Source organism: Rhodococcus sp. NPDC059234, from assembly GCF_042754225.1.
Classification (GTDB): domain Bacteria; phylum Actinomycetota; class Actinomycetes; order Mycobacteriales; family Mycobacteriaceae; genus Rhodococcus_G.
In genome coordinates this window covers 1-24,569 of record NZ_JBHZAH010000076.1, presented here as the reverse complement: position 1 = coordinate 24,569, position 24,569 = coordinate 1, and the positions used below count along the sequence as shown (strand labels likewise).

Here is a 24,569-nt window from a genome sequence, read left to right as displayed (position 1 = left end):
GGTCCCGGGGGACTGCGCGGCCTTTCGAGTGCTTCTGACTACCGGCTCGTGAACGGCAGCAGGGCCATCTCGCGGGCGTTCTTCACCGCGACGGCGACCTGACGCTGCTGCTGCGGGGTCAGGCCGGTGACGCGACGGCTGCGGATCTTGCCGCGGTCGGAGATGAACGTGCGGAGCAGGTTCACGTCCTTGTAGTCGACGTGCTCGATCTTCGCCGCGAAGAGCGGGTTCTTCTTGGGCTTGCGGCCCGCGTCAGCGCCGCGGGGCTTCTTCGACGGGGCTCTCTTGACTGCCATTGCTTCCCTTACGGCTCGATTACCAGCTGGACTTGCGGACGCCTGGCAGTTCCCCACGATGGGCCATCTCGCGCACGCGCACGCGGGAGAGCCCGAACTTTCGCAGGTGACCTCGCGGACGTCCGTCCGCAGCGTCACGATTTCGCAATCGTACCGGACTCGCGTCGCGCGGCAGACGCTGCAGGGCGGCCTGGGCGGCGGCGCGCTGGTCGGCCGAGGTGGACGGCAGACGGATCGTCTCCTTCAGTTCGGCGCGACGCTCGGCGTGCCGGGCGACCACCGCCCTCCGCTGCTCGTTCTTCGCGATCTTGGACTGCTTGGCCATCTCTAGCGCTCTTCCCTGAAATCGACGTGCTTGCGGACCGCCGGGTCGTACTTGCGCAACACCAGTCGGTCGGGGTCGTTGCGTCGGTTCTTGCGGGTCACGTAGGTGACGCCGGTGCCCGCTGTCGACTTCAGCTTGACGATCGGACGGATCTCGTTGCGGGCCATTACAGCCGAACCCCCTGTGCGCGCAGTCGGGCGACGACGGCCTCGATGCCGTCGCGGTCGATGGTCTTGATGCCCTTGACGGAGACGGTCAGCGTGACCCGTCGCCGCGCGCTCGGCAGGTAGTACGTCTTGCGCTGGATGTTCGGGTCCCAGCGCCGGCTGGTTCGGGTGTGCGAATGCGAGACGGACTTGCCGAAACTCGGCGAGCGTCCGGTCACCTGGCAGTGCGCCGACACGGCGGCCTCCTTGTTAACGAAAATCATTTTCGACAATGGCAGGGTTTCACTGTAGCGTCGCGGTCGGTTATTGACAATCGTTGTCGAAAGGGGTGCTGTCGTGACCGACAGACGAACGCCGCTCGTCGTGATCGCGGGCTGGTCGGATGCCGCCGAATCCACCGCCCGTTCACTGCTGGCGGACGGAACGGTGCTGGTCCACCACGACCTGAGTCACCTCGGGGAGGGGGTGGTGCGCCGGACCGTGACCGACCCGGACGGTCGCGCCCGCACCACCGTTCTCGAGCTCGCGCACGGCTGCGTGTCCTGCACGCTGCGGGAGGACCTGCTGCCGCTGCTGCGACGGCTGCACGCGCGCAGCTCGGTTCGGCGCATCGTGCTGCAGCTGGACCGGACGCTCGAACCGGAGGCGCTGTGCCGGGCGGTCGAGGAGGTCGTCGTCTCCGGGGTGGTCGGGCAACTCGACGGCCCCGCGGCGCGGGACGTCCGGATCGAGGCCGTCGTCGTGTGCGTGGCCGCCGACAGCTGGCTCGACGACGCCACCGGAGACGAGGCCCTGGCCGAACGCGGACTCGGCGTCGGCGACGACGAGCGCACCGTCGCGCAGGTGGTGGTCGGGCAGGTCGAGTACGCCGACGCGCTGGTCGTCGCGGGTGCGGGCGAGGACGGATGGAACCAGGCCCGACTGCATGCTGTCCTGGCCCGGCTGGCCCCCGCCGCGCCGATCGACTGGATCGGCGACGACCTGTCGCCCGACGCGGCACGACTGCTGACCCGGATCCCCGGCAGCGCCCGACGCGGCGCCGCCGCCGACGCGCATGCGCCGTTGCTGCGCGGGCAGCCGCCGCTCGCCGCGGACTGCGGAGTGAGCCTCGTCGAATTCGTCGCCGAGCGGCCGTTCCATCCCGAGCGGCTGCACGAGGCCCTCGACGTGCTGCTCGACGGGGTCGTCGCCGCGCGCGGCCGGGTGTGGCTGGCCACCCAGCCGGACCGGGTGCTGTGGCTGGAGTCGGCGGGCGGGGGACTGCGGGTCGGTGACGGCGGGCGGTGGCTCGCCGCGATGACGCCGGACGAGCAGGAGCGGGAGCCGACCGCGAGGCGGGCGATGGCGGCGATGCGCTGGGACGAGAGGTTCGGCGACCGCGACGTGTCCCTGGTCGTGCTCACCCACGCCGCCGACCCGACCGACATCGACCGCGCCCTGCAGTGGGCGCTGGTCACCGACGAGGAACTCGACCGCGAGGCGCACTGGTCCACGTGGTCGGACCCGTTCGGGCACTGGCACCAGGATCCCTGCGCCGCGAGCGAGTCACCGTACAGCGACGTCAACAGAGAGGGCACGGCATGAAGAAGAACATCCATCCCGACTACCACCCGGTGGTCTTCAAGGACGCGAGCACGGGGAGCGCGTTTCTCACCCGGTCCACCGTCACCGTTGAGCGCACCATCGAGTGGCCCGACGGCAACACCTACCCGCTCGTCGTCGTCGACGTGACCAACGAGTCGCACCCGTTCTGGACCGGCGCGGCCCGGGTGATGGACACCGCCGGCCGGGTGGAGAAGTTCGAGCGCAAGTACGGCCGCCGCACGCGCTGACACCCCCTGCCCCCACCTCCCCGATGTCACACCGGTTCGGTTGGGCCTACCGAATGTGACATCGGGGCGGAACCGGCGGGGCGTCGAGACCAAGGAGAACAACCATGGCAGTACCCAAACGCCGCATGTCGCGGTCCAACACCCGCAGCCGCCGCGCCCAGTGGAAGGCCACCGCACCGGACCTGGTGGAGGTGACCGTGGACGGGGTGACCCATCGAGTCCCGCGCCGGCTGGTCCGCGCGGTGCGCCTCGGTCTGTACGACCCCAGCGGTCGCTGACGTCCACCCGCCGGCCCAGCCCCACCTCCCCAATGTCACACCGGGGCCGCATGATCGATCGAACGTGACATCGGGGAGATCGGGGAGGGGTTGGCGTGCACGCTGGTCTTTTCCGTCGTTCGCTACCATTTCTCCTCGCATGACGTCGTAGCCGCGCCCGTGACCGAGCGTTGTCTCGCGACCCCGCAACCCAGGCTCGTCGTCGCGCAACGCCCATCCCGAGGAGCACCGTGCCCGACCACACCGAGCCCGCCGTCGCTACGACGCCGGCCGCCACAGCACAGCCCGACCAGCACGAGCCCGGGCTCTCCCGGCAGCTGTCCAATCGCCACATCCAGCTGATCGCCATCGGCGGCGCGATCGGCACCGGACTGTTCATGGGGTCCGGCAAGACCATCTCCCTCGCGGGACCGTCGGTGATCTTCGTCTACATGATCATCGGCACGATGCTCTTCTTCGTGATGCGGGCGATGGGTGAGCTGCTGCTCTCCAACACCGGCTACAAGTCCTTCGCGGACTTCGCCGCCGACCTGCTCGGCCCGTGGGCCGGCTTCTTCACCGGATGGACCTACTGGTTCTGCTGGATCGTCACGGGCATCGCCGACGTCATCGCCATCGCCGGCTACGTCTCGTACTGGTGGGGTTCGCTGCCGCTGTGGATTCCCGCGCTCGCTGCGGTGGCGCTGCTCGTCGGGCTCAACCTGCCCACCGTGAAGGCGTTCGGCGAGACCGAGTTCTGGTTCGCGCTGATCAAGATCGTCGCGATCGTCAGCCTCATCGTGGTCGGACTGGCCATGGTCTTCTCGCACTTCACTGCGCCCGGCGGCGCCGAGGCGTCGTTCTCCAACATGTGGAGCGACGGCGGCTTCTTCCCGACCGGGTTCATGGGCTTCGTCGCCGGCTTCCAGATCGCGACGTTCGCGTTCGTCGGCATCGAACTCGTCGGAACCACCGCCGCCGAGGCGAAGGATCCCGAGAAGAACCTGCCCAAGGCGATCAACTCGATCCCGGTCCGCGTGATGTTGTTCTACGTGGTCGCTCTCGTCGTGATCATCTCGGTCACGCCGTGGCGGGAGATCACCGCCGACCGCAGCCCGTTCGTGGCGATGTTCACCCTCGCCGGCCTGGGCATCGCCGCCTCGGTGATCAACTTCGTCGTGCTCACCTCGGCCACCTCCTCGGCCAACTCGGGCATCTACTCGACCTCGCGGATGGTGTACGGACTCGCCGACCAGGGCGACGCGCCTGCGGCCTTCGGCAGGCTGACCAAGCGCCGGGTACCCGCCAACGCGCTCTACCTGTCGGGGGTGTTCCTGCTGGCCGGCGTGGTCATGGTCGCGGTCGGCAGTTCGATCATCGAGGCGTTCACCATCGTGACCACCATCTCGTCGCTCTGCTTCATCTTCGTGTGGTCGATCATCCTGATCAGCTACATCGTGTACCGCAGGAAGCGTCCGCACCTGCACGAGGCGTCGAAGTTCAAGATGCCCGGCGGGGTCCCGATGTGCTACGTCGTGCTGGCCTTCTTCGCGTTCCTGATCTGGGCGTTCACCCAGAAGGAGGACACCCTGCAGGCCCTGCTGGTGACCCCGTTGTGGTTCGCGGGCCTCGGCATCGCGTGGGCGGTGCTCCGGCGCAGGCCGGTGCAGATGGCCCGGGCGGCGGCCTTCAGGGGCGAGCAGGCCGCGGCGGACCGGGACTGACCGCGTGATCGCCGCGGCCCGGTTCGGCCCGCCGGGCGAGTAGCCGAGCGCAAACCACTCCGGGTTGTGGAGAATGCGGCCATGGCGGTCACGGTTGGCGAGTCGACGGAGATGTCGCACCTGCGGCGCGCCGTGCTCTCCGGTGCGGGCGGGCGGGAGTGACGGTGCTGGAGAGAATCATCGAACTCGCCGGGATCGTCGCGTTCGCGACGTCGGGTGCGATGGTCGGCGTGGCCAAGCGACTCGACATCTTCGGGGTGTGCGTGGTCGGGGTGGTCACCGGAATCGGCGGCGGCATCATCCGTGACCTGCTGCTCGGCATCCACCCGCCCACCTCGCTCAGCGAGTGGCCGAACTTCACCACGGCGCTGATCGCCTCGCTGGTCACCTTCTTCCTGCACCCGGCGGTGCACCGACTCAGGATCGGGGTGCTCACGCTCGACGCGGTCGGCATGGGCCTGTTCGCGGCCTCCGGGTCGGCGCTGGCGCTGGCGGCCGGGGCGAGCGCCCTCGCCGCCTGCCTGATCGGCGGGACCGCGGCCGTCGGCGGCGGGATCCTGCGCGACATCCTGGTCAACGAGATGCCGCTCCTGCTACATCGCGACCTGTACGCGATTCCGGCGCTGATCGGGTCGACGGTCGTGGTGGCCTGCTCGGGTCTGGGACTGACGACCAACACCGGACTGGTCGTGGGGACGGTCTCGGCCTCGGTGATCCGGCTGGTCGCGCTGTGGCGGCACTGGAGCCTGCCGGGACCGCGACTGGTCGACGACTGATCCGCGGCGGCACAACTCCACCGACACGCCTCAGCGACCTCTCAGCCGGATCTCAGTTCACAGGTAGAAACTATGAGCATGCGCATCTTGGTGGTCGACGACGACCGTGCCGTGCGGGAATCGCTCCGCCGGTCCCTCACCTTCAACGGCTACACCGTCGACCTCGCCGTCGACGGGCTCGACGCGCTCGAGAAGATCGCGGCGGGCAGGCCCGACGCCCTCGTGCTCGACGTGATGATGCCCCGACTCGACGGCCTCGAGGTGTGCCGGCGACTGCGCAGCGCGGGCGACGACCTGCCGATCCTGGTGCTCACCGCGCGGGACTCGGTCTCCGAGCGGGTCGCGGGCCTGGACGCCGGCGCCGACGACTACCTGCCGAAGCCGTTCGCACTCGAGGAGTTGCTCGCGCGACTGCGCGCCCTGCTGCGGCGGGCCGCCCCGGAGGTCGGCGAGGACTCGGAGACGATGACCTTCGAGGACCTCACCCTCGACCCGGTCACCCGCGAGGTCACTCGCAAGGGACGCTCGATCAGCCTGACCCGCACCGAGTTCTCGCTGCTGGAGATGTTGCTGGCGAACCCGCGCCGGGTGCTCAGCCGCAGCCGCATCCTCGAGGAGGTGTGGGGCTACGACTTCCCGACCTCGGGCAACGCGCTCGAGGTGTACGTCGGTTACCTGCGCCGCAAGACCGAGGCCGACGGCGAGCCGAGGCTCATTCACACCGTCCGCGGTGTCGGCTACGTGCTGCGGGAGACGCCCCCGTGATGGTTGCACCCTTCGGACGCGGCGCGACGGCGCACCGGTCCAGGCCGCCCGACGCGTCGCCGGATCGACCGCTCGGGGCCAACGGCGCCACGCGCCCCGACCCGGCACCGGTCCCCGAGATGCGCCCGCCGATGCCACTGACCCGATCGGTGTCCCTGCGCTGGCGGGTCACCCTGCTGGCGGCCTCGGTCGTGGCCATCGCGGTGGCGGTCATGGCGATCGCGGCCTACGCCGTGGTCTCGCGTGCGCTCTACAACGAGGTCGACTCGCAGTTGCGCACCCGCTCGGCGACCCTGATCGACAACAACCTCGACGCGCTGGACGTCCGGTCGATCTCGCTGGCCACCTTCTACTCCAACGACATCAGCGTCGCGCTGATCTTCCCGGACATGAAGGTGTACATGCCGCCGGGCTCGAACGCGCCGATCGGTGACGCCGAGATGTCCGTGGCGCGGGGCGAACACGACTCCGCCCTGCGGACCATCTCCGGTCAACGCGTCCTGAGCCAGAAGACGAACGTCGGCAGCACCCTGGTGATCGCGCAGCGGCTCGCACCGACCGGCGAGGTGCTCGACCGCCTCGCCTGGGTGCTCTTCGTCGTCGGCGGGTGCGGTGTCGGGCTGGCGGCGTTGGCGGGTATGGCCGTGGGCCGCACCGGCCTGCGGCCGATCGGCCGGCTGACGGCCGCCACCGAGCGGGTGGCACGCACCGACGACCTCACACCGATCCCGGTCACCGGCAACGACGAACTCGCCCGGCTGACGGTCTCGTTCAACACGATGCTGCGGGCGCTCGCCGAGTCGCGGGACCGGCAGAGCCGGCTCGTCGCCGACGCCGGACACGAGCTGCGGACCCCGCTCACCTCGCTGCGCACCAACATGGAACTGCTCATCGCGGCAGGCCGGCCCGGCGCACCCGCCATTCCCGACGAGGACATGGCGGAGCTGCGCGCCGACGTGATCGCCCAGATCGAGGAGCTGTCCACGCTGGTCGGCGACCTGGTGGACCTGGCCCGTGAGGACGCGCCGGAGACGGTGCACGAGCGGATCGACGTCGGCGACGTCGTGGAGCGTTCGCTCGAGCGGGCTCGCAGGCGTCGCAACGAGGTCGACTTCGAGGCCGAGACCGTGCCGTGGTTCGTCTACGGCGACGGCGCCGGACTCGCCCGGGCCGTGCTCAACGTGCTCGACAACGCGGCGAAGTGGAGTCCGCCCGGTGCGCAGGTGCGGGTGCGGATGCGACAGTTGGATGCGGGACATCTCGCGCTCACCGTCGACGACGCGGGACCGGGTATCCCGCCCGAGGATCGGCAACTGGTGTTCGAGCGGTTCCACCGGGCCACGGCCGCGCGGTCGATGCCCGGATCGGGGCTGGGCCTGGCGATCGTCCGGCAGGTGGTCGTCAAGCACGGCGGCACGGTGACCGCGGGGGAGTCCACGCGTGGTGGGGCCCTGATCACGATCGTGCTGCCCGGCGAGGCGGAGTTCGTCGCGGAAGGTCGTGCGGACAGCAGGATCTCGGCAAACTGACAGGACGATCTCAGGCCTCTCTCAGACCGCCCGGGCAGTCTCGAAGACAACGAGATCGAATCGAAGCCGCGCCTGCGAGGCGCGCAGGGGAGAACGGACACCACACAGCCATGAGCGACGACCAGCACAACCAGGGGCAGGACTCGCCCTGGGCCCCCCAGCCCCCCACGAACCAGCCGCCGCAGACCCCGCAGGCGCAGTCGGACGACCAGACCGCGGTGAACCCGGCGGCCCACAACCCGACCGAGCAGTACCCGACCGTCGCGCATCCGACCGCGCCGCAGTCGCACTACCAGCAGCAGGCGTACCAGCAGGCCGGATACCAGCAGGCGTCCTACGGCAGCTACCAGCAGCAGGATGCGTACGGTTCGACCACCCAGTACCCGACCGCGGGTGGCCCGTCCACCGCGGGCATGGCGACACCGATGGCGGTCGGAGCCCCCACCGCGGCAAAGCCGAAGTCGGGGCGCACCGCGATCGCCGCGGGCGCCATCGCGCTCGCACTGGTCAGCGGCGGCATCGGCGGCGCGGTGGGCGCGTGGTCGGCCAACAACGGGAGCGGTTCGGGCCCGGTGACCAACGCGCTCAACGCCCCGCGGACGAACGCGACCCAGACCGCGAACGCCCCGGCCGGTTCGGTGCAGTCGGTGGCGCAGAAGGTGCTGCCGAGCGTCGTGCAGATCCAGGTCACCGGCGCCCGCGCGGAGGGGGAGGGCTCGGGCATCGTGCTGTCCTCCGACGGCCTGATCCTGACCAACAACCACGTGGCCGCGGGCGCCGGACCGGACGGCAAGCTGGCCGTCGCGTTCTCCGACGGCTCCACCGCCACCGCGAAGCTCGTCGGCACCGACCCGACCTCGGACATCGCGGTGATCAAGGTGGACGGCCGCACCGACCTCACCCCCATCGAACTGGGCACCTCCGCCGACCTGCAGGTCGGGCAGCCGGTCGTCGCGATCGGGTCGCCGCTCGGCCTCGCCGGGACGGTCACGAGCGGCATCATCTCCTCCCTCAACCGCCCGGTGTCCACCAGTGGCGAGTCCGGCAACCAGAACACCGTCATCGACGCGATCCAGACGGACGCGGCGATCAACCCCGGCAACTCGGGCGGCGCGCTGGTGAACATGGACGGCAAGCTGATCGGCATCAACACCGCGATCGCCACCCTCGGTGGGGAGGCGGCGAGCGGGCAGCAGGGCGGCTCGATCGGGCTCGGCTTCGCGATCCCCGTCGACCAGGCCCGCCGCATCGCCGACGAGCTGACCAAGACCGGCAAGGCCAGTCAGGCGATCGTCGGTGTGACGGTGTCCTCGCGGGACACCTCGCACGGCGCGGGCGTGCAGGACGTCACCCAGGGCGGTCCCGCCGACCAGGCAGGCATCCCGAAGGGCGTGGTGATCACCAAGGTCGACGATCGGATCATCGACAGTGGTGACGCGCTGATCGCGGCGGTCCGCTCGCACGCCCCCGGCGACAAGGTGAAGGTCACCTACACCGATGCCAACGGCGGAAATCCGAAGACCGTCGAGGTCACCCTCGCCGCGGCGCCCACCACGGGTGGCCGCTGATGATCACGCCGAACGGCCGCGCCTCCGGGCGCGGCCGTTCGTCCGTGTCCCGGATTTACGGCCAGGTCGGTGCCGCCGGGCGATCAGCCACTACCGTAGGAGTCATGGACATCGAAACCCCGCTGGCCGGCCGCGCTCTCGTGGTGATCGTCGACGACCGAACCGCCCACGGCGAGGGGGTGGATTCGATCGGACCCCTGGTCGCCGAGCTGCTCGGCGAGGCGGGATTCCTCGTCGACGCCACCGTGGCGGTGTCCGCGGACGAGGTGGAGATTCGCAACGCGCTCAACACGGCGGTGATCGGCGGCGTCGATCTGGTGATCTCCGTCGGCGGCACCGGTGTCTCGCCGCGTGACGTCACACCCGACGCGACCGCCGCCGTGCTGGACCGGGAGATCCCGGGCATCAGCGAGGCGTTGCGGTCCTCGGGGCTCGCCGCCGGAGCGCTCGACGCCGGTCTCTCGCGGGGGCTGGTCGGAGTGTCCGGCAGTACCCTGGTGGTGAACCTGGCGTCGTCCCGCGCCGCGGTGCGCGACGGGATGGCGACTTTGACCCCGCTCGCCGGCCAGGTGATCGGCGAGCTCTCCTGGATCGAGGAGTAGTCATCACCGACCACGCCGAGCAGGCACGCCCCAGCCGGGACCCGATCGATCGGGCCCGGCTGGCTCGCATTTTCGGTGACGTCCTCCCCGAGACCACCCGCGACGAGCGCGGTGACGGCGACTCGTCGAGATCCTCCGAGTCCACCGGCGACGACTGGTTGCGGCGGCAGGTTCCCCCGCACCACGGCTGACCGCCAGCCAACCTCCGCCACCTGCGAATTGTTTCCTTAACACTGTGGGACGACTCACGCGCAGTTTCGAAAACTATTCATTGCCAGGGGACTCCGCCCTGGTTAGCCTCCTCGCGAGTCAGCTCAAGAATGGCCCGACGGGTCGTCATGAGTAGGTCCACCCAGCGAAGGCACGACGCACCGATGACCTCTCATCGGTAAAGAGTGCACCAACTGTTGATCACCGAGGGTTCATCTCGCGGCCATCACAGTTGGCGATACTTCGCCGGGTCTTATGGGACCACTCGTCAATCTCGGCGGTCGAGATTGAGTAGCAGCAGAACGTTGTGAGGGGAACGAATGAGCGAGAACCGCAAGTCCGGCCTGCGCCGTGGCGCCCGTATCGCCGGCGTCGGTGCGGCTGCGGCCGTTGCGATCGGCCTGATGTCCACCGGTGTGGCGAGTGCCGACACCTTCGTGCCCTTGCCGGACGGGTCCAAGGCCTCCGCGGGTGTGGTGGTCTCGCGTACGGGTGAGAGTGCGTTGATCTCTCCCTCGCTGGCCGCCAACGGCGCGGGTCGCACCGCGTGGGTGTCGGGCACGGTCACCGCGGACGTCTCGTCGATCACGAAGGAGGGCGAGGTCGGTCCGTTCAACGGTGCGAAGAACGATCCGGGCACGAACAACTCGTCCACGCACGGGGTTTCGCGGATCAGCACCGGCTACATCGTCGGCTGCCAGGTCGACATCACCGGCCTCGGTGGTTCGTTCGGTGGCGGCATCGATCTGAACGGTCCGTCGCTGTCGGGGTCGCTGACGGTTCCGGTGTCGGCGGGTCAGGTGAAGTTCGTGAACGTGGCGGGCAAGGACATCAAGAAGAACGGCAAGTACGCGGTGCAGTTCCAGGACACCCAGCTCGAGATCCAGAACTGCGGTGGCTACGCCCAGGCGCGGTCCTACACGGTGGTGGAGATCGTCGGCGACAACTACTCCAAGACCACCCTGTACGGCCAGCCCTTCTCCATCGGCTGATCGCGGCTCCGCCGCACAGTTCCCAGTCGATCCCGAAACCTGAACCCTTGAAAGGGAATTCATGAACGCCAGCAAGACCGGCCTGCGTCGCGGGCTGCAGATCGCTTCCGTCGGTGCGGCCGCCGCCGTCGCCGTCGGCCTCTTCTCCGTCGGCGCCGCGAACGCCGACACCCTCGTGCCGCTGCCGGACGGGTCGATCTCCGAGACCCTCGTCGACGGCACGGTCGTGAAGATCACCCGCACCGGTGAGTCGGCCAACGTCTCGCCGTCGCTCGGAGCGACGCCGTTGCACCGCAACGTGTGGGTCTCCGGTTCGACGAAGGTCGAGCTGATCGGTCCGAACGCCGACGGCGGCAAGATCGAGCCCGGCTACGTGGTGGGCTGCCAGCTGACCCTCGGCGGCAAGGCCGGCAGCGACTCGGGCATCGGTTCGAACTACGCCGGTGACAAGACCACGCAGTCGGCGAAGGGCTCGGGCACCGTCTCGATCGGACCGGGCCAGGCCGTGAACTACCGACTGCTCGACCTGGAGAAGGCCGACGACTTCGGCGGCGAGTCGCACACGGGCGCCAACAGTTTCAAGGGCAAGGGCGGCAGCGTCACGTGGGCCGACGAGACGATCGCGGTCAACGGGTGCGCCGGATACGCGCAGGCCCGCAGCTACGTCAAGGTCACCGCGAACACCAAGAACGTCAACAGCATCGTCACCCTGTGGGGGCAGCCCTTCAGCATCGGCTGATCCATTCGTGATCTGAATCACATACGGACGGAACGGGTTACGGCTCATCGTGAGCCCGATCACGGTTCGACTCCTCTCGCGAAGCCGGGGGCCACACGGAGAAATCCGCAGGTTCCCGGCTTCGTGGTGTTTCGCCCGGTTCCCGCACAGTTAACGGTGCGTAAAAGTGAGGTTCGCACCCTTTCGGACGTCCGTCCAAGGTTCTAGCTTTGCGGGGCAACCAAGCTCAGCCCCCGACCGCCGGGGCTGGGCCGAGACCTGTGAGGGGTACGAATGAGTGAGATCAGTAAGTCCGGCCTGTGCCGCGGCGCCCGAATCGGTGGCGTCGGCGCCGTTGCCGCCGTCGCGATCGGGCTGATGTCCGTCGGCGCCGCGAGTGCCGACACCTTCGTCCCGCTGCCCGACGGGCAGAAGGCGGGGCCGGGCGCGGTGGTGACCCGGACCGGTGAGAGCGCGTTGATCTCGCCCTCGCTGGCGGCCAACGGTGCGGGGCGCACCGCGTGGGTCTCGGGCACCGTCACCGCCGACGTCACGGGTGTCGCCGACGAAGGCGAGGTCGGCCCGTGGAACGGTGCGAAGAACGATCCGGGTACGAACAACTCGTCCACGCACGGGGTTTCGCGGATCAGCACCGGCTACATCGTCGGCTGTCAGGTCGACATAACCGGGCTCGGTGGATCGATCGGCGGCGGAATGGACCTGTCGGGGCCGTCGCTGTCGGGGTCGTTGACGGTACCGGTGTCGGCGGGTCAGGTGAAGTTCGTGAACGTGGCGGGCAAGGACGTCAAGCGCAACGGCACGTACTCGGTGCAGTACCAGGACACTCAGCTCGAGGTCCAGAACTGCGGCGGCTACGCCCAGGCGCGGTCGTACACGGTGGTCGAGATCGTCGGTAACAACTACTCGAAGACCACCCTGTACGGGCAGCCGTTCAGCATCGGCTGATCGGTTCGGCCCTTCCCAGTCCCTGTTCACCTCCGTCTCTCCTGATGTGAGACGGCTTCCCCCAGAGGGGTTTTCATGCGTACTTCCAACAAGGGCCTGCGTCGTGGGCTGCAGGTGGCGTCGGTCGGATCGGCGGCGGCCGTCGCGATCGGGTTCTTTTCCGCGGGCGCCGCGAACGCGGACACCTTCGTGCCGCTACCGGACGGGTCGATCTCCAAGACCCTGGTGGACGGCACGGTGGTGACGGTGACCCGCACCGGCGAGTCGGCCACGGTGTCGCCGTCGATGGGCGCGACGCCGTTGCACCGGAACGTGTGGGTGTCGGGTTCGGCGAAGGTCGAGATCTCCGGTCCGAACGCCGACGGCGGCAAGATCGAGCCCGGCTACATCGTGGCGTGCCAGCTGACCCTCGGCGGCGAGGCGGGCACCGAGTCCGGGATGGGTGCCGGCTGGGACGGAACGCCGGGCGCGCCGTCCGCGGGCGGTACCGGCAACGTGTCGATCGGTCCCGGTCAGGCGCAAGCGTTCTCGGTGCTCGATCTCGAGGCGCCGGACGACTTCGGCGGTGAGTCGCACTCGGGTGAGAACTCGTTCACCGGCAACTCGGGTTCGGTGACGTGGGCAGACTCGACGATGGGTATCGAAGGGTGTGCCGGGTATGCGCAGGCGCGGTCCTTCGTGAAGGTGAAGGTCAACACGGAGAACGTGTCGAGCACGGTCACCCTGTGGGGCCAGCCCTTCAGTATCGGCTAGGCAGGAACTGATCGAAAGATGCTGGGCCCGTACCGAATTCGGTACGGGCCCAGGTCGCGTTCGAAGTGAGGGCTACTGCCTGCGGAGCGCCGGGCTCTCGGCCAGCAGGTCGCGAATCTCGCCGAGCAGCTCGTTGTCGGTGGACGTCTCCGCGACGGGCTTGCCGAACCGCTGCTTGGCGTGGTTGTACGGCATGATGAGCACGAAGTAGACGACCGCGGCGATGATCACGAAGTTGATGGCCGCGGTGAGAACTGCACCGATGTTCACGAACGTCTCGGCCTTGTCGGTGATCTGGAAACCGAAGCCCATCTCGGCGCTACCGATGGACGCGATGATCGGATTGACGATGTTCGTGGTGAAGGCGGTGACGATGGCGGTGAACGCCGCGCCGATCACGACCGCTACCGCGAGGTCGAGCACGTCGCCCTTCATGAGGAAGTCCTTGAAGCCCTTGAGCATGGTGTGGTCTCCATTTCATCGGCCGGTTGGTGCGCGTGGACAACGATGTTAGGAACCCTATCGGCTGTGGAGCAAGCTCACATCCGGGTCGATCAGTGGAACGTGACAGCCAGGGCTCCCGAGAGGGAGGCGGCGGCCACCGTCGTCGCGGCATCGACCGGAAGCGCCAGCATGACCACCCGCTCGCGGGTGGCGCGGCCGGATTCCTTCTCCGACACCAGTACCACCGTGGCGCTCGACGCCAGGACTCGCGGCTCGGTGGAACGGTCGCCGCCGACGGTCAGGACGTCCACTCGGTCTCCCACCCGAAGCACGTCGGTCACCTCGGGATCGGCCAGCCGGATCGGGACCACGCGGCCGTCCGGACCGCCGACCGCAGCCGCCGCGAGCCGGGGTCCGAGCAGGCGCACGTCGGTCATCACTTCGCCGCTACGGGCGGGGCCGGCCACGGTGTGCCCGATCGCGTCGCCCGGCGCACTGAGGGCGCCCGCCGGAACGAGGCCCGCGCTCATCGGTGTCACCCGAAGGTCGGAGGAGACGAGGACCCGGCCGGGCGTGAGGTCGCGCGCGGCGGTGACCACCGGGACCTCGTCGGCGTCCCGGTCGCCGCGGATCAGCAGGAAGAACGCCAGGAGTACCAGGACGCCGGCCGCGGTCCGGCGGGCGAGGGTGGTGCGGGCCCAGCCGGGTCTGGTCAGCCGTGCGAGACGGTCGCCGTAGGTACGGGACAGGATGTCGCGGCGGCGTTGCATGAACTCACGCTAGGGCCGCCCGGGGCGGCGACCATCCGCGGCGGACCCGTCCTGTGGACGGTTCCGGCGCCTGTGGACAACTCGAAACTAGCTGGTGGCGGCGCTCGCGGCGGGTGCGGGACTGCTCGCCGCCGCGGTGGACGACGAGTCGCTCTTGGCGGCCGTCGAATCCGACTTGGTGCTCGCGGCCTCGCTGGCAGTGCTGCTGCCGCCGCGGCTGTCGGTGCGGTAGAAGCCGCTGCCCTTGAACACGATGCCCACGGAGTTGAAGAGCTTGCGGAGCTTGCCCGAGCACTCGGGGCAGACCGTCAGGGTGTCGTCGCTGAAGGACTGCACGATGTCGAAGCGGTTGCTGCATTCGGTACAGGCATAGGAGTAGGTGGGCACTGAAGGTTCCTCCGCACGGGGTACTCAGGCCTGGGTAGTGATACCGCAGGCGTTAGCACTTTACAGTCAGGAGTGCCAACGCTGCTAATCAGCTGCCTATTCCCTCGTCGGTGCGGTGGCGGGGACCGTCACCGCAGGAGCTGCAGGCCGTGACCGGGCGTCAGTGCCTCGCCCATCCGCACGTCGTGTGGATCCTCGGGCAGCTCCTCGACCAGTTCGTCGTCGCGGACCACGGCGATCAGGCGGGCGGCGGGGTCGGCCAGGTCGAGGCTGCGGTCGTAGAAACCCGCCCCGCGACCGAGCCGCACCCCCCGGCGGTCCACCGCCAACGCCGGCACCAGCACCAGCGCGGCCTCGCCGACCGCCTCCGGTGCGAGATGTGGCTCGGCGGGCTCGAGCAGCCCGAAGGACGCCCGGACCAACGACTCACGGCCACGGTACGGCGCCCAGCGCAACGGTCCCGGCTCACCGGCGACGGGCAACAGGACCCGGCCCACGACCCGGCTCAGCGCCTCGACCATCTCGATCGACCCCGGTTCGCGGCCCACCGGCACGTAGGCGCACACCGTCGTCGACGGACCGGCCGCGGACCCCAGGTTCCGGGCCGCCGCGGCGATCGCCCCGTCCTCGGCGGCCCGGACGCCCGGATCGAGTGCCCGCCGCGCCGCGAGCACCCGCTCCCGCCATTGCGCTTTCGTCAGTGTCGGCACGGCCAGGTTCCGCTCCTTCGGCTCATTCCGCTAACCCTAAGACTCCGTCCCGACCCGGCCGGTGGATAGGGTGTGTGCCATGACAGAGCTCGGCACCAATCAGACCAGGGCGTTCCGCACCGCGATCGTGCCCGCGGCGGGACTCGGTACCCGGTTCCTGCCCGCGACGAAGACGGTGCCCAAGGAGCTGCTGCCGGTCGTCGACACCCCGGGCATCGAACTCGTCGCCGGTGAGGCGGCCGATTCGGGTGCCTCGCGTCTGGTGATCGTGACGTCCGAGGGCAAGGACGGGGTGGTCGCGCACTTCGTCGAGGACCTGGTGCTCGAGAGCAAGCTCGAGGCGAGCGGAAAGTCGCACCTGCTCGAGAAGGTCCGGAAGGCGCAGGGCCTGCTCGCGGTGGAGTCGGTGGTCCAGGACGAACCGCTGGGCCTCGGTCACGCCGTCGGCTGCGTGGAGGCGGTGCTCGACGACGACGAGGACGCCGTCGCGGTGCTGCTGCCGGACGACCTGGTGATGCCCCGCGGGGTCCTCGAGACCATGGCCCGGGTGCGGGCCAAGCGTGGCGGCAGCGTGCTGTGCGCGATCGACGTACCCAAGGACCAGGTGAGCGCCTACGGCGTCTTCGAGGTCGAGGAGGTGCCGGACGCGACGAACCCCGACGTGCTCAAGGTCACCGGGATGGTCGAGAAGCCCAAGCCCGAGGACGCACCGTCCACGTTCGCGGCGGCGGGCCGCTACCTGCTGGATCGGGCGATCTTCGACGCGCTGCGGCGGATCACCCCGGGGCAGGGCGGTGAGTTGCAGCTGACGGATGCGATCGCACTGCTGATCTCGGAGGGGCACCCGGTGCACGTGGTCGTGCATCGAGGTGGGAGACACGACCTCGGAAATCCCGGCGGCTACCTGCGTGCTGCGGTTGACTTTGCGCTCGACAGCGAAGAATACGGTCCGTCGCTGCGCGAGTGGCTCGTGGAGCGATTGCAGCAGACGGGTCGATAGTGGGGTCGGGAGGCAATGACTACATGCGCTCGGTTGAGGAGCAGCAGACCAGGGTGACCGCTGCCGCGGTCGCGCCCCGGCCGGTGCGCGTAGCCATCTCCGAGGCACAGGGACTGCTGTGCGCGGAGGAAGTGGTCACCGAGCGTCCCCTTCCCGGATTCGACCAGGCCGCGATCGACGGCTACGCCGTACGAAGCGTCGACGTGGCCGGTGCGGGTGGCGACCTGCGCGGAGACGACGGCGAGCCGATCGAGGTGATCCTGCCGGTGGTGGGCGAGGTGTCGGCCGGCTCCCGGCAGCCGACCCGGCTCCAGCCCCGTCAGGCCGTGCGTGTGGACACCGGTGCGCCGCTGCCCACCCTTGCCGACGCCGTGCTTCCGCTCGATCGCACCGACGGCGGGCGGAACCGGGTGCGGGTGCTCGCCCCGGTCCGCTCGGGCGACTACGTCCGCCGGGTCGGCGACGACGTTCAGCCCGGCGACGTCGCCGTGCGCGCGGGCACGATCATCGGGGCTGCCCAGGTGGGCCTGCTCGCGGCGGTCGGGCGGGATAAGGTGCTCGTGCACCCCCGGCCCCGACTGTCGGTGATCACCGTCGGCGGCGAACTCGTGGACGTCGATCGGACTCCCGGTCCCGGCCAGGTGTACGACGTGAACTCGTACGCGCTCGCCGCGGCCGCCCGAGACGCCGGCGCCGACGTGAACCGGGTGGGGATCGCCGGCGCCGACTCGCGCCGGTTGCGCGAGGTGGTCGAGGGACAGCTGATCCGGTCGGAGATCGTCATCATCGCCGGCGCGGTCGGCGGCGGGGCCTCCGACCAGGTTCGCGAGGCGCTGCGTGAGCTCGGCGATCTCGAGGTCGAGCGGGTGGCGATGCATCCCGGGTCGGTGCAGGGCTTCGGGCAGCTCGGTCGCGACGAGGTCCCGACCTTCCTGCTGCCGTCGAACCCGGTGAGCGCCCTGGTCGTGTTCGAGGTGATGGTCCGGCCCCTGATCCGTATCGCCCTGGGCCGCCGGCAGCCGATGCGCCGGATCGTGAGCGCGCGCACGGTCGCGCCGATCACCTCGATCGAGAAGCGCAAGGGTTTCCTCCGCGGCCAGCTGATGCGCGACGAGTCCACTGGGGAGTACCTGGTGCAGGCGCTCGGGGGCGCGCCGGGCGCGTCCTCGCACCTGCTCGCCACCCTGGCCGAGGCGAACTGCCTGGTGCTCGTCGACCCCGACGTCACCGAGATCCGAACCGGGGATCAGGTGGACGTGGCCTTCCTCGCGCAGCGGGGCTGACGCGGTGGCGACGCCACTGCGCCGGTACACCATCCATCCGGGCTGGCCTGCCGAGCTGGGACCGCTCGTCGTGGGCGCGGGGCGGGTGACGCTGCGGCCGATCCGGCTGCGCGACGCCGCCGCCTGGAGTCGGATTCGCATCCAGGACCAGGACCATCTCCGGCCGTGGGAGCCGACCGGTGAGGGGCCGTGGGACGCGCGCCACCACATCGGCAACTGGCCCGGACTGTGCTCCTCGCTGCGTTCGGAGGCGCGCAAGGGGCGGATGTTGCCCATGGTGATCGAGCTGGACGGCAAGTTCTGCGGGCAGTTGACGATCGGCAACATCATCCGCGGGGCATTGCGCTCGGCCTGGATCGGATACTGGGTGACCAAGGAGGTCGGCGGGCAGGGGGTCGCGACGGCCGCGCTGGCGCTCGGCCTCGATCACGGCTTCTCGGCGGTCGGCCTGCACCGGATCGAGGCGACGGTCCGGCCGGAGAACGCCGCGAGCCGGGCGGTGCTTCGCAACGTCGGCTTCCGCGAGGAGGGGCTGCTGCGGCGCTACCTCGACGTCGACGGGGCCTGGCGTGACCACCTGCTGGTGGCGATGACGGTCGAGGAGGTCGAGGCCACGGTCGTCGACCGGTTGGTGCGCTCAGGCAAGGCGACCTGGGGCTGAGTGGCCCTGGTTACTTTTCGGCTACCCGGTGTGCGGGGATGCGACGGTAGTGACTAATGTGGCATGTGGGAAAGGTGAGTCGGCGCGTCTGCGGGGAACAGCGCGCCGAGACAACTAGCCTGGGCATGCCACTTCGGTCAGGCGTGCTGGTGACAGCCGTGCCGACAGACGACGGAGAGGGAGGGTCGCCGACATGCCGAACTCCTTGCTGTGGATCGCGCTGGTTGTCGTGTGGCTCATTGTGCTGTTGCCTATGCAGGCCAAGCGTCGACCCCGAATCCGCCAGACCACCGACGCGGCACTCGCGACGCGGGTTCTCGACCGGGACCAACTCGCCCGGCAGCACAAGCGTGGTCCGGCAACCGGACACCGTAGCGATCCGAACTGGCGCAGCGATCCCAATCGCCCGATGGACGCGGAGGACTGGATGGAATCCCACGCAGGAGCCGACGCGACTCTCGACCGGGACTACGACGAACTCGACGACCACGAGTACGACGACGGCCGCGAGGCCGGGCCGTACGTGCCGCAGCGCCGAGGTCGCGGTGGATTCGACCCGGAGGCCGACGCGATCGCGCAGGCGGCCCGCTACTCGTTCCGTCAGCGCGCGGTCCTCGGACTGGTGCTCGCCGGGATCATGTCCGCGGCGCTGGCGATCATCGTCTCGCCGATGATGTGGTGGGCGTGCGTCGCGGCGTTCGGTGGACTGATCGGGTACATGGCGTACCTTCGCCGGCAGGTGCAGATCGAGCACGAGATCCGGCGCCGGCGGATGGCGCGCCTGAGCCGGTCGCGGCTCGGGGTCGAGTCGCGCGAGGACGAGGAGCTCCGGCTCGTTCCGTCGCGACTGCGCAGGCCGGGTGCGGTGGTGCTCGAGGTCGACGACGGCGACCCGGTCTTCGACCACCTCGACTACTACGACGAAGAGGCCGGTGCGGACCTGCCCCCGCAGGAGGTCCGACGGGTGGTCGGGCAGTAGCAGCAGGTCCGGTGCACGCACCCGAACGCATCGTGCTGCTCCGGCACGGCGAGTCCGAGGCGAATGTCGACCCCGCGATCTACGAACGGCTGCCCGACTACCGGATTCCGCTCACCGCGCGGGGCGTCGAGCAGGCACGTGCGGCGGGGGAGCGGCTGCGGGCGGAGTTCGACGGCCGGAAGGTCTGCGCCTACGTCTCGCCGTACCTGCGGGCGTACCAGACGCTCGACGCGCTGGGGATCGACGACCTCGTCGAGCGCCGGATCGAGGAGCCGCGGCTGCGCGAACAGGACTGGGCGAACTCCCGCTCGAGATCGCGCGGCAGCGTGAACTGCGAAACAGCTACGGTCACTTCTTCTATCGGTTCGCCGAAGGCGAGTCGGGTGCGGACGTCTTCGACCGGGTGAGCACGTTCCTCGAGACGCTCTACCGGCATTTCGCCAAGCCCGACTACCCGGCCAACACTCTCGTCGTGACGCACGGCCTGACCATGCGGTTGTTCTGCATGCGCTGGTTCCACTGGTCGGTGGAGTACTTCGAGTCGCTGAACAACCCCGGCAACGCGGAGAGCCGGACCCTGCTGCGCGGAGCCGACGGACGCTTCGCGCTCGAGCGGTCGTTCGACCAGTGGCGCACGACCCCGCTCGGTCACACCATCCTCGACGAGCCGCCCGGCCGGCCCTCCGGCTGAACTGCCCGATCGCGCGCGGGTGGATGGCGAATACGCAGCTGACCAGCCGATTTCTTTCTCCAGGCGCGGTCCTGCTACAGTTGCCGAGCGCTCCTTCGGGGGCGTGGTCAGGGGCTGTGGCGCAGTTGGTAGCGCGCTTCGTTCGCATCGAAGAGGTCAGGGGTTCGATTCCCCTCAGCTCCACCACGAAGGCGTCATCCGCAGAGCGGGTGGCGCCTTTCGCGTCTTCGCCCGCGGGTGACCCGAGGACCCGAGTGGTTAGCAAACGCACTGGTCGAACGGGGTCCGTCGTTTGTCGGACATTCGTCCATGTCCTCGCTTCGAAACGGCGCCGCGGGGTCGGTCGCTGTGATGTACTGCATCGTCTTCGTGCCGTGGAAGGCCCATGCGGGCATCGTCGGCGCACCGAAACAAGAGCCTGTGTGGTCGGACGTGCTGAGCGATCCTGCCGCCGGCGCGGAGGAAATGCATGTCTGACAGAAGCGTTCGTCGTGTGGTGGGTGGTGTCAGCGCTCTGGCCGTTGCAGCCGGGTTCGCGGTGACCGCGGGTGTCGCCGTCGCTTCGGCGGCGCCGGGGTCGGTGACCTGGACCGACGGTAGTAGCAAGTTCACTCGCACGATCAGCGAGGCGAATCCTGCCGTGGGTGACGTGGTCACCATGACGACGAAGTTCGAGCGGACCGGCGGTGTGGTCGAGTGGTTGCAGGCGGTCAAGGATGTGCATCCGGCGTGCCTGACCTATGTCGCGGGGTCGGCGAAGGTGTCGGGTTCGGGGCAGAACCCGGAGAGTCAGGGCGCGGACTTCGTCAGGGTGACCGGTAACTGGCCGGTGTATCCGAACATCAACCCGAAGTCGCAGACGTTCGAGTTCTCGTACAAGGTCGGCGCGGACTGTGCTCGGGGCGCCGCACTGTCGACGTCGATGTACTACGGCGGCTCGCTGGGTGCGGGCAACTACGGGGACAAGGGTCCGTCGGTCACGGTCCGGAAGGACGTCTCGACCACGGTGCTGGCCCCGGTGACGGGTGCGCAGGTCGGACAGGCGAGCACGCTGTCGGCGACGGTGACCGGTGGCGCGAACGGTGACACGGTCGAGTTCTACGACGGTGCTTCGAAACTGGGCACTGGCGCGCTGAACAACGGTGTGGCGACGTACGCGTGGACTCCCGCTGCGGGGGCGCATTCGCTGGTGGCGAAGTACCTGGCGACGGGGATCGCGGATGCGTCGCAGTCCGCGGCACAGAACGTGAACGTGTCGGCCCCCGACGTGTCGACCACGACCCAGCTGACCGCTCCGGCGTCGGTGGTCGAGGGTGCGAGCGCGACCCTCGCCGCTCAGGTGGCTCCGACTCCGGCCGGTGGCACGGTGCAGTTCAAGGACGGTGACGCGAACCTCGGCGCGGCCGTTGCGGTGGGTGCCGACGGCAAGGCGTCGCTGACGCAGGTGTTGCCGGTCGGTGCGCATCAGATCACCGCGGTGTTCTCCGGTGTCGCCGGGTTCACCGGTTCGACCTCGGCGGCGCAGACCGTGACGGTGACCGCGGCGGTCCCGGTGGACCAGGCGACCACCACCACCGTCACCGCTCCGGTGTCGGTGGTCGAGGGTGCGAGCGCGACCCTCGCGGCTCAGGTGGCTCCGACTCCGGCCGGTGGCACGGTGCAGTTCAAGGACGGTGACGCGAACCTCGGCGCGGCCGTTGCGGTGGGTGCCGACGGCAAGGCGTCGCTGACGCAGGTGTTGCCGGTCGGTGCGCATCAGATCACCGCGGTGTTCTCCGGTGTCGCCGGGTTCACCGGTTCGACCTCGGCGGCGCAGACCGTGACGGTGACCGCGGCGGTGCCGGTGGACAAGGCGACCACCACCACCCTCAGCGTCCCCGGTTCCGCCAAGACCGGCCAGGCCGTGCACGTGTACGCAACCGTCAAGGGGCCGGACAGCGCGCTGATCGGTTCGACGGGAACCGTCGTCTTCACCATCGACGGACAGGCCGGGGCGCCGGTGAACGTCGTCGGCGGTGTCGCTGACCTCACCCAGACCTTCGCGACGGCCGGCACCAAGTCCGTCACGGCACGGTTCAGTGGCGCAACCGGATTCGCGACGTCCACCTCGGCCGCGGGTTCCGTCGTCGTCGTCGATCCGGCTCCGTCCGACGTCGCAACCACGACGACGTTGACGGTCCCGGCCACCGCGGTCAAGGGCACTGCCGTCGACCTCACCGCAACGGTGGCGCCGGCTGCCGCGGGCGGCACGGTGCAGTTCCTGGACGGCGCGACCCCGATCGGTACGCCGGTCCAGGTCGTCGGCGGGAAGGCGACCCTGTCGTACGCCTTCACCGCCACCGGTGACCGCTCGATCACCGCGGTCTACAGCGGCGCGTCGGGCTACCAGGCCTCGACCGCCGGGGCCCACACCATCGCCGTCGCCGACGGCGGCGACAACGGCGGCGGCTCGGGATCGCTCTCGAGCCTCTTCGGGTCCTGAACCTGGGGGAGCCGGTCGGGCGTGATCGCAGCCGCAGTAGTTCTGGGTCGCGCCCGACCTGTCGTTCGAACGATCGAATTTTCGGTCCCCGTTCGGCCGATGAGCCGCGGGAACCGCTTTCACCTCGCTGTATTCCGAGATTCCGTCACACATCTGAGTTAGTGTGATCGGCGTCATCCCGAGTTGGACGGTCGTCTAGGTCCGTCGCCGAGAGGAAATGTATGTCTGACAGAAGCGTTCGTCGTGTGGTGGGTGGTGTCAGCGCCCTGGCCGTTGCGGCCGGGTTCGCGGTGACCGCCGGTGTCGGTGTCGCGTCCGCGGCGCCCGGATCGGTGTCCTGGTCCGACGGCAACAGCAACTTCACTCGCACGGTCAGTGAGACCAACCCCGGCGAGGGTGACGTGATCACGGTGTCGAACAAGTTCGAGCGGAAGGCGCTGACCGTTCTCGAGATCGTCAACCAGGTCCGGGACGTGCATCCGGCCTGCCTGACGTACGTGGACGGTTCGGCGAAGGTGGACGGTTCGCCGCAGGGCCTGGAGAGCTCGGGCCCCGATTTCGCGCGGGTGGCGGGCAGTTGGACGGTGTACCCGAACATCGATCCGAAGTCGCACACGTTCGAGTTCTCGTACAAGGTCGGCGCGGGTTGCGATCGGGGTGTCGCGCTGCCGACGGGGATGACGTACGCCGGCTCGTTGGGCTCGGGCAACTACGCGACCAAGGGCCCGGCGATCACGGTCCGCAAGAACGTGTCGACCACGGCCCTCGCGGCGGTGTCGGGTGCGCAGGTGGGTCAGGTGTCCACGCTGTCGGCGACGGTGACCGGTGGCGCGGACGGTGACACGGTCGAGTTCTACGACGGTGCCGCGAAGCTGGGTACGGGTGCGCTGAACAACGGTGTCGCGACCTACGCGTGGACCCCGTCCACGCGCGGTGCCCACACCCTCGTCGCGAAGTACCTGAACACCGCGAAGGCCGATGCCTCGCAGTCCGCCGACCAGACCGTTCAGGTCTCGCAGTCGGACGCTGCCTCGACGACCACCCTGGCCGCGGTCTCCGGCGCGCAGGTCGGCCGCTCCACCGTGCTCAAGGCGAACGTGACCCCGGCCGCGGCCGGCGGCACCGTCACCTTCAAGGACGGCGCCGCGACGCTGGCCGAGGTTCCGGTTCCCGCCAACGGTGAGGCGACCTACACCTGGGTTCCGGCCACCGCGGGCAACCACGCCATCACCGCGACCTTCTCGGGCCGCACCGGCGTCACCGGCTCGACGGCCAACGCCTCGGTGTCCGTCGCCGAGCAGCCGGCGGGCAACGTCGCGTCCACCACCGTGGTTACCGTCGGCGCGAGCCCGAAGGTCGGTGCGGCGGGATCGGTTTCGGCCCAGGTCACTCCCGGTAACGCGGGTGGCACCGTCACCTTCAAGGACGGCAACACCGTGATCGCCACCGCCGACGTCGATGCGACCGGCCATGCGACCGCCGCGTGGACGCCCGCGAACGAGGGGCAGCGCGTCATCACCGCCGAGTACTCGGGTGGGTCCGGAGTCAACGCCTCGGCCGATCAGGTCTCGGTCCTCGTGGCCGCGGGTGCCGGCACCGGCGGCAGCGCTGACACCGGCAGCCTCGGCTCGCTGTTCGGTTCCTCGGGATAGTCAGACCGCACAAGGTAGTTCACCGATCCC

30 protein-coding genes and 1 tRNA gene are annotated in these 24,569 nt (G+C 69.4%); 23 read left to right on the top strand and 8 right to left on the bottom strand.

Annotated features, from left to right (window positions below):
- Nucleotides 1–38: 38 nt before the first annotated feature.
- From rpsR to rpmB, 4 genes are read right to left on the bottom strand one after another with little or no spacing between them, the layout of a single operon-like run.
- Nucleotides 39–296, bottom strand: coding sequence for a 30S ribosomal protein S18 (gene rpsR, locus ACFXGJ_RS16435; RefSeq protein WP_072842868.1), 258 nt, complete (start codon nucleotides 294–296; stop codon nucleotides 39–41).
- 19 nt (nucleotides 297–315) lie between these two features.
- Nucleotides 316–621, bottom strand: a complete 306-nt coding sequence (gene rpsN / locus ACFXGJ_RS16430; protein WP_378621853.1) for a 30S ribosomal protein S14 — start codon at nucleotides 619–621, stop codon at nucleotides 316–318.
- A 2-nt stretch (nucleotides 622–623) separates the two neighbouring features.
- Nucleotides 624–788 carry a 50S ribosomal protein L33 gene (rpmG, locus tag ACFXGJ_RS16425; protein ID WP_378621849.1) on the bottom strand — a complete coding sequence of 55 codons (165 nt, stop codon included), beginning with the start codon at nucleotides 786–788 and terminating at the stop codon, nucleotides 624–626.
- Nucleotides 788–1,024 carry a 50S ribosomal protein L28 gene (gene rpmB, locus ACFXGJ_RS16420; RefSeq protein WP_378621864.1) on the bottom strand — a complete coding sequence of 79 codons (237 nt, stop codon included), beginning with the start codon at nucleotides 1,022–1,024 and terminating at the stop codon, nucleotides 788–790. The genes rpmG and rpmB overlap by 1 nt, the downstream gene beginning before the upstream one ends.
- Nucleotides 1,025–1,124: 100 nt before the next feature.
- On the opposite strand from rpmB, the gene mrf reads away from it, so the two are divergent.
- The 14 genes from mrf (at nucleotide 1,125) to ACFXGJ_RS16350 (ending at nucleotide 13,480) form a co-directional block, all read left to right on the top strand.
- Entirely contained in the window at nucleotides 1,125–2,372 is a 1,248-nt protein-coding gene (gene mrf, locus ACFXGJ_RS16415) for a ribosome hibernation factor-recruiting GTPase MRF (protein ID WP_378621845.1), read from the top strand.
- On the top strand, nucleotides 2,369–2,620 hold the full coding sequence (locus tag ACFXGJ_RS16410) for a type B 50S ribosomal protein L31 (protein WP_378621842.1): 252 nt from the start codon (nucleotides 2,369–2,371) through the stop codon (nucleotides 2,618–2,620). Before mrf ends, ACFXGJ_RS16410 begins: the two co-directional genes overlap by 4 nt.
- 104 nt (nucleotides 2,621–2,724) lie before the next feature.
- Nucleotides 2,725–2,898 carry a 50S ribosomal protein L32 gene (rpmF, locus tag ACFXGJ_RS16405; RefSeq protein WP_378621840.1) on the top strand — a complete coding sequence of 58 codons (174 nt, stop codon included), beginning with the start codon at nucleotides 2,725–2,727 and terminating at the stop codon, nucleotides 2,896–2,898.
- Nucleotides 2,899–3,128: 230 nt separating this feature from the next.
- Nucleotides 3,129–4,601 carry a D-serine/D-alanine/glycine transporter gene (gene cycA, locus ACFXGJ_RS16400; protein WP_378621837.1) on the top strand — a complete coding sequence of 491 codons (1,473 nt, stop codon included), beginning with the start codon at nucleotides 3,129–3,131 and terminating at the stop codon, nucleotides 4,599–4,601.
- Between the two features lie 164 nt (nucleotides 4,602–4,765).
- Entirely contained in the window at nucleotides 4,766–5,377 is a 612-nt protein-coding gene (locus ACFXGJ_RS16395; RefSeq protein ID WP_378621834.1) for a trimeric intracellular cation channel family protein, read from the top strand.
- 72 nt (nucleotides 5,378–5,449) lie between these two features.
- Complete coding sequence (locus tag ACFXGJ_RS16390; protein ID WP_378621832.1) at nucleotides 5,450–6,142, top strand: response regulator transcription factor; 693 nt, start codon at nucleotides 5,450–5,452, stop codon at nucleotides 6,140–6,142.
- On the top strand, nucleotides 6,142–7,671 hold the full coding sequence (locus ACFXGJ_RS16385; RefSeq protein WP_378621862.1) for an ATP-binding protein: 1,530 nt from the start codon (nucleotides 6,142–6,144) through the stop codon (nucleotides 7,669–7,671). The genes ACFXGJ_RS16390 and ACFXGJ_RS16385 overlap by 1 nt, the downstream gene beginning before the upstream one ends.
- A gap of 110 nt (nucleotides 7,672–7,781) precedes the next feature.
- The gene (locus tag ACFXGJ_RS16380) at nucleotides 7,782–9,239 is read left to right on the top strand and encodes a S1C family serine protease (protein WP_378621829.1); all 1,458 of its coding nucleotides are present in this window, start codon (nucleotides 7,782–7,784) and stop codon (nucleotides 9,237–9,239) included.
- Nucleotides 9,240–9,343: 104 nt separating this feature from the next.
- The gene (locus tag ACFXGJ_RS16375) at nucleotides 9,344–9,841 is read left to right on the top strand and encodes a molybdenum cofactor biosynthesis protein B (RefSeq protein ID WP_378621826.1); all 498 of its coding nucleotides are present in this window, start codon (nucleotides 9,344–9,346) and stop codon (nucleotides 9,839–9,841) included.
- A gap of 2 nt (nucleotides 9,842–9,843) precedes the next feature.
- Nucleotides 9,844–10,032 (top strand): hypothetical protein, encoded by a 189-nt coding sequence (locus ACFXGJ_RS16370; protein ID WP_378621859.1) that lies wholly within the window; start codon nucleotides 9,844–9,846, stop codon nucleotides 10,030–10,032.
- 339 nt (nucleotides 10,033–10,371) lie between these two features.
- Complete coding sequence (locus ACFXGJ_RS16365; protein ID WP_378621822.1) at nucleotides 10,372–11,043, top strand: MspA family porin; 672 nt, start codon at nucleotides 10,372–10,374, stop codon at nucleotides 11,041–11,043.
- Nucleotides 11,044–11,104: 61 nt separating this feature from the next.
- Nucleotides 11,105–11,782, top strand: coding sequence for an MspA family porin (locus ACFXGJ_RS16360; RefSeq protein ID WP_378621816.1), 678 nt, complete (start codon nucleotides 11,105–11,107; stop codon nucleotides 11,780–11,782).
- Nucleotides 11,783–12,055: 273 nt separating this feature from the next.
- On the top strand, nucleotides 12,056–12,727 hold the full coding sequence (locus tag ACFXGJ_RS16355; RefSeq protein ID WP_378621813.1) for an MspA family porin: 672 nt from the start codon (nucleotides 12,056–12,058) through the stop codon (nucleotides 12,725–12,727).
- A 75-nt stretch (nucleotides 12,728–12,802) separates the two neighbouring features.
- Nucleotides 12,803–13,480, top strand: a complete 678-nt coding sequence (locus ACFXGJ_RS16350; protein WP_378621811.1) for an MspA family porin — start codon at nucleotides 12,803–12,805, stop codon at nucleotides 13,478–13,480.
- A 72-nt stretch (nucleotides 13,481–13,552) separates the two neighbouring features.
- Here ACFXGJ_RS16350 and mscL read toward each other — a convergent pair whose 3' ends face one another.
- The 4 genes from mscL to ACFXGJ_RS16330 form a co-directional block, all read right to left on the bottom strand.
- Complete coding sequence (gene mscL / locus ACFXGJ_RS16345) at nucleotides 13,553–13,942, bottom strand: large conductance mechanosensitive channel protein MscL (protein WP_378621808.1); 390 nt, start codon at nucleotides 13,940–13,942, stop codon at nucleotides 13,553–13,555.
- A 92-nt stretch (nucleotides 13,943–14,034) separates the two neighbouring features.
- Nucleotides 14,035–14,694 (bottom strand): SAF domain-containing protein, encoded by a 660-nt coding sequence (locus ACFXGJ_RS16340; RefSeq protein WP_378621805.1) that lies wholly within the window; start codon nucleotides 14,692–14,694, stop codon nucleotides 14,035–14,037.
- Between the two features lie 87 nt (nucleotides 14,695–14,781).
- Nucleotides 14,782–15,081 carry an FmdB family zinc ribbon protein gene (locus tag ACFXGJ_RS16335; RefSeq protein ID WP_378621803.1) on the bottom strand — a complete coding sequence of 100 codons (300 nt, stop codon included), beginning with the start codon at nucleotides 15,079–15,081 and terminating at the stop codon, nucleotides 14,782–14,784.
- A 128-nt stretch (nucleotides 15,082–15,209) separates the two neighbouring features.
- Nucleotides 15,210–15,791, bottom strand: coding sequence for a 5-formyltetrahydrofolate cyclo-ligase (locus ACFXGJ_RS16330; protein ID WP_378621800.1), 582 nt, complete (start codon nucleotides 15,789–15,791; stop codon nucleotides 15,210–15,212).
- Nucleotides 15,792–15,870: 79 nt separating this feature from the next.
- Between ACFXGJ_RS16330 and ACFXGJ_RS16325 the strand changes: the two genes are divergently transcribed.
- From ACFXGJ_RS16325 to ACFXGJ_RS16285, 9 genes are all read left to right on the top strand, one after another.
- Entirely contained in the window at nucleotides 15,871–16,791 is a 921-nt protein-coding gene (locus tag ACFXGJ_RS16325; protein WP_378621797.1) for a UTP--glucose-1-phosphate uridylyltransferase, read from the top strand.
- 23 nt (nucleotides 16,792–16,814) lie between these two features.
- On the top strand, nucleotides 16,815–18,074 hold the full coding sequence (gene glp / locus ACFXGJ_RS16320; RefSeq protein WP_378621794.1) for a gephyrin-like molybdotransferase Glp: 1,260 nt from the start codon (nucleotides 16,815–16,817) through the stop codon (nucleotides 18,072–18,074).
- A gap of 4 nt (nucleotides 18,075–18,078) precedes the next feature.
- Nucleotides 18,079–18,735: a GNAT family N-acetyltransferase gene (locus tag ACFXGJ_RS16315; RefSeq protein WP_378621792.1), complete on the top strand. Its 657-nt coding sequence runs from the start codon at nucleotides 18,079–18,081 to the stop codon at nucleotides 18,733–18,735.
- 193 nt (nucleotides 18,736–18,928) lie between these two features.
- The gene (glpR, locus tag ACFXGJ_RS16310; RefSeq protein ID WP_378621789.1) at nucleotides 18,929–19,714 is read left to right on the top strand and encodes a gephyrin-like molybdotransferase receptor GlpR; all 786 of its coding nucleotides are present in this window, start codon (nucleotides 18,929–18,931) and stop codon (nucleotides 19,712–19,714) included.
- Nucleotides 19,715–19,725: 11 nt separating this feature from the next.
- Nucleotides 19,726–20,121, top strand: a complete 396-nt coding sequence (locus tag ACFXGJ_RS16305) for a phosphoglycerate mutase family protein (RefSeq protein WP_378621787.1) — start codon at nucleotides 19,726–19,728, stop codon at nucleotides 20,119–20,121.
- Nucleotides 20,007–20,405, top strand: a complete 399-nt coding sequence (locus ACFXGJ_RS16300) for a histidine phosphatase family protein (RefSeq protein WP_378621857.1) — start codon at nucleotides 20,007–20,009, stop codon at nucleotides 20,403–20,405. The genes ACFXGJ_RS16305 and ACFXGJ_RS16300 overlap by 115 nt, the downstream gene beginning before the upstream one ends.
- A 110-nt stretch (nucleotides 20,406–20,515) precedes the next feature.
- A tRNA-Ala gene (locus ACFXGJ_RS16295) sits at nucleotides 20,516–20,591 on the top strand.
- A gap of 283 nt (nucleotides 20,592–20,874) precedes the next feature.
- Nucleotides 20,875–22,887, top strand: coding sequence for an Ig-like domain-containing protein (locus tag ACFXGJ_RS16290; protein ID WP_378621785.1), 2,013 nt, complete (start codon nucleotides 20,875–20,877; stop codon nucleotides 22,885–22,887).
- Between the two features lie 221 nt (nucleotides 22,888–23,108).
- On the top strand, nucleotides 23,109–24,539 hold the full coding sequence (locus ACFXGJ_RS16285) for an Ig-like domain-containing protein (RefSeq protein WP_378621783.1): 1,431 nt from the start codon (nucleotides 23,109–23,111) through the stop codon (nucleotides 24,537–24,539).
- Nucleotides 24,540–24,569 lie beyond the last annotated feature (30 nt).

Coding starts and splice junctions, on each gene's coding strand:
- rpsR (WP_072842868.1), bottom strand. CDS start 296: ATGGCAGTCAAGAGAGCCCCGTCGAAGAAGCCCCGCGGCGCTGACGCG.
- rpsN (WP_378621853.1), bottom strand. CDS start 621: ATGGCCAAGCAGTCCAAGATCGCGAAGAACGAGCAGCGGAGGGCGGTG.
- rpmG (WP_378621849.1), bottom strand. CDS start 788: ATGGCCCGCAACGAGATCCGTCCGATCGTCAAGCTGAAGTCGACAGCG.
- ACFXGJ_RS16410 (WP_378621842.1), top strand. CDS start 2,369: ATGAAGAAGAACATCCATCCCGACTACCACCCGGTGGTCTTCAAGGAC.
- rpmF (WP_378621840.1), top strand. CDS start 2,725: ATGGCAGTACCCAAACGCCGCATGTCGCGGTCCAACACCCGCAGCCGC.
- ACFXGJ_RS16390 (WP_378621832.1), top strand. CDS start 5,450: ATGAGCATGCGCATCTTGGTGGTCGACGACGACCGTGCCGTGCGGGAA.
- ACFXGJ_RS16385 (WP_378621862.1), top strand. CDS start 6,142: ATGGTTGCACCCTTCGGACGCGGCGCGACGGCGCACCGGTCCAGGCCG.
- ACFXGJ_RS16380 (WP_378621829.1), top strand. CDS start 7,782: ATGAGCGACGACCAGCACAACCAGGGGCAGGACTCGCCCTGGGCCCCC.
- ACFXGJ_RS16375 (WP_378621826.1), top strand. CDS start 9,344: ATGGACATCGAAACCCCGCTGGCCGGCCGCGCTCTCGTGGTGATCGTC.
- ACFXGJ_RS16365 (WP_378621822.1), top strand. CDS start 10,372: ATGAGCGAGAACCGCAAGTCCGGCCTGCGCCGTGGCGCCCGTATCGCC.
- ACFXGJ_RS16360 (WP_378621816.1), top strand. CDS start 11,105: ATGAACGCCAGCAAGACCGGCCTGCGTCGCGGGCTGCAGATCGCTTCC.
- ACFXGJ_RS16355 (WP_378621813.1), top strand. CDS start 12,056: ATGAGTGAGATCAGTAAGTCCGGCCTGTGCCGCGGCGCCCGAATCGGT.
- ACFXGJ_RS16350 (WP_378621811.1), top strand. CDS start 12,803: ATGCGTACTTCCAACAAGGGCCTGCGTCGTGGGCTGCAGGTGGCGTCG.
- mscL (WP_378621808.1), bottom strand. CDS start 13,942: ATGCTCAAGGGCTTCAAGGACTTCCTCATGAAGGGCGACGTGCTCGAC.
- ACFXGJ_RS16340 (WP_378621805.1), bottom strand. CDS start 14,694: ATGCAACGCCGCCGCGACATCCTGTCCCGTACCTACGGCGACCGTCTC.
- ACFXGJ_RS16325 (WP_378621797.1), top strand. CDS start 15,871: ATGACAGAGCTCGGCACCAATCAGACCAGGGCGTTCCGCACCGCGATC.
- glp (WP_378621794.1), top strand. CDS start 16,815: ATGCGCTCGGTTGAGGAGCAGCAGACCAGGGTGACCGCTGCCGCGGTC.
- glpR (WP_378621789.1), top strand. CDS start 18,929: ATGCCGAACTCCTTGCTGTGGATCGCGCTGGTTGTCGTGTGGCTCATT.
- ACFXGJ_RS16290 (WP_378621785.1), top strand. CDS start 20,875: ATGTCTGACAGAAGCGTTCGTCGTGTGGTGGGTGGTGTCAGCGCTCTG.
- ACFXGJ_RS16285 (WP_378621783.1), top strand. CDS start 23,109: ATGTCTGACAGAAGCGTTCGTCGTGTGGTGGGTGGTGTCAGCGCCCTG.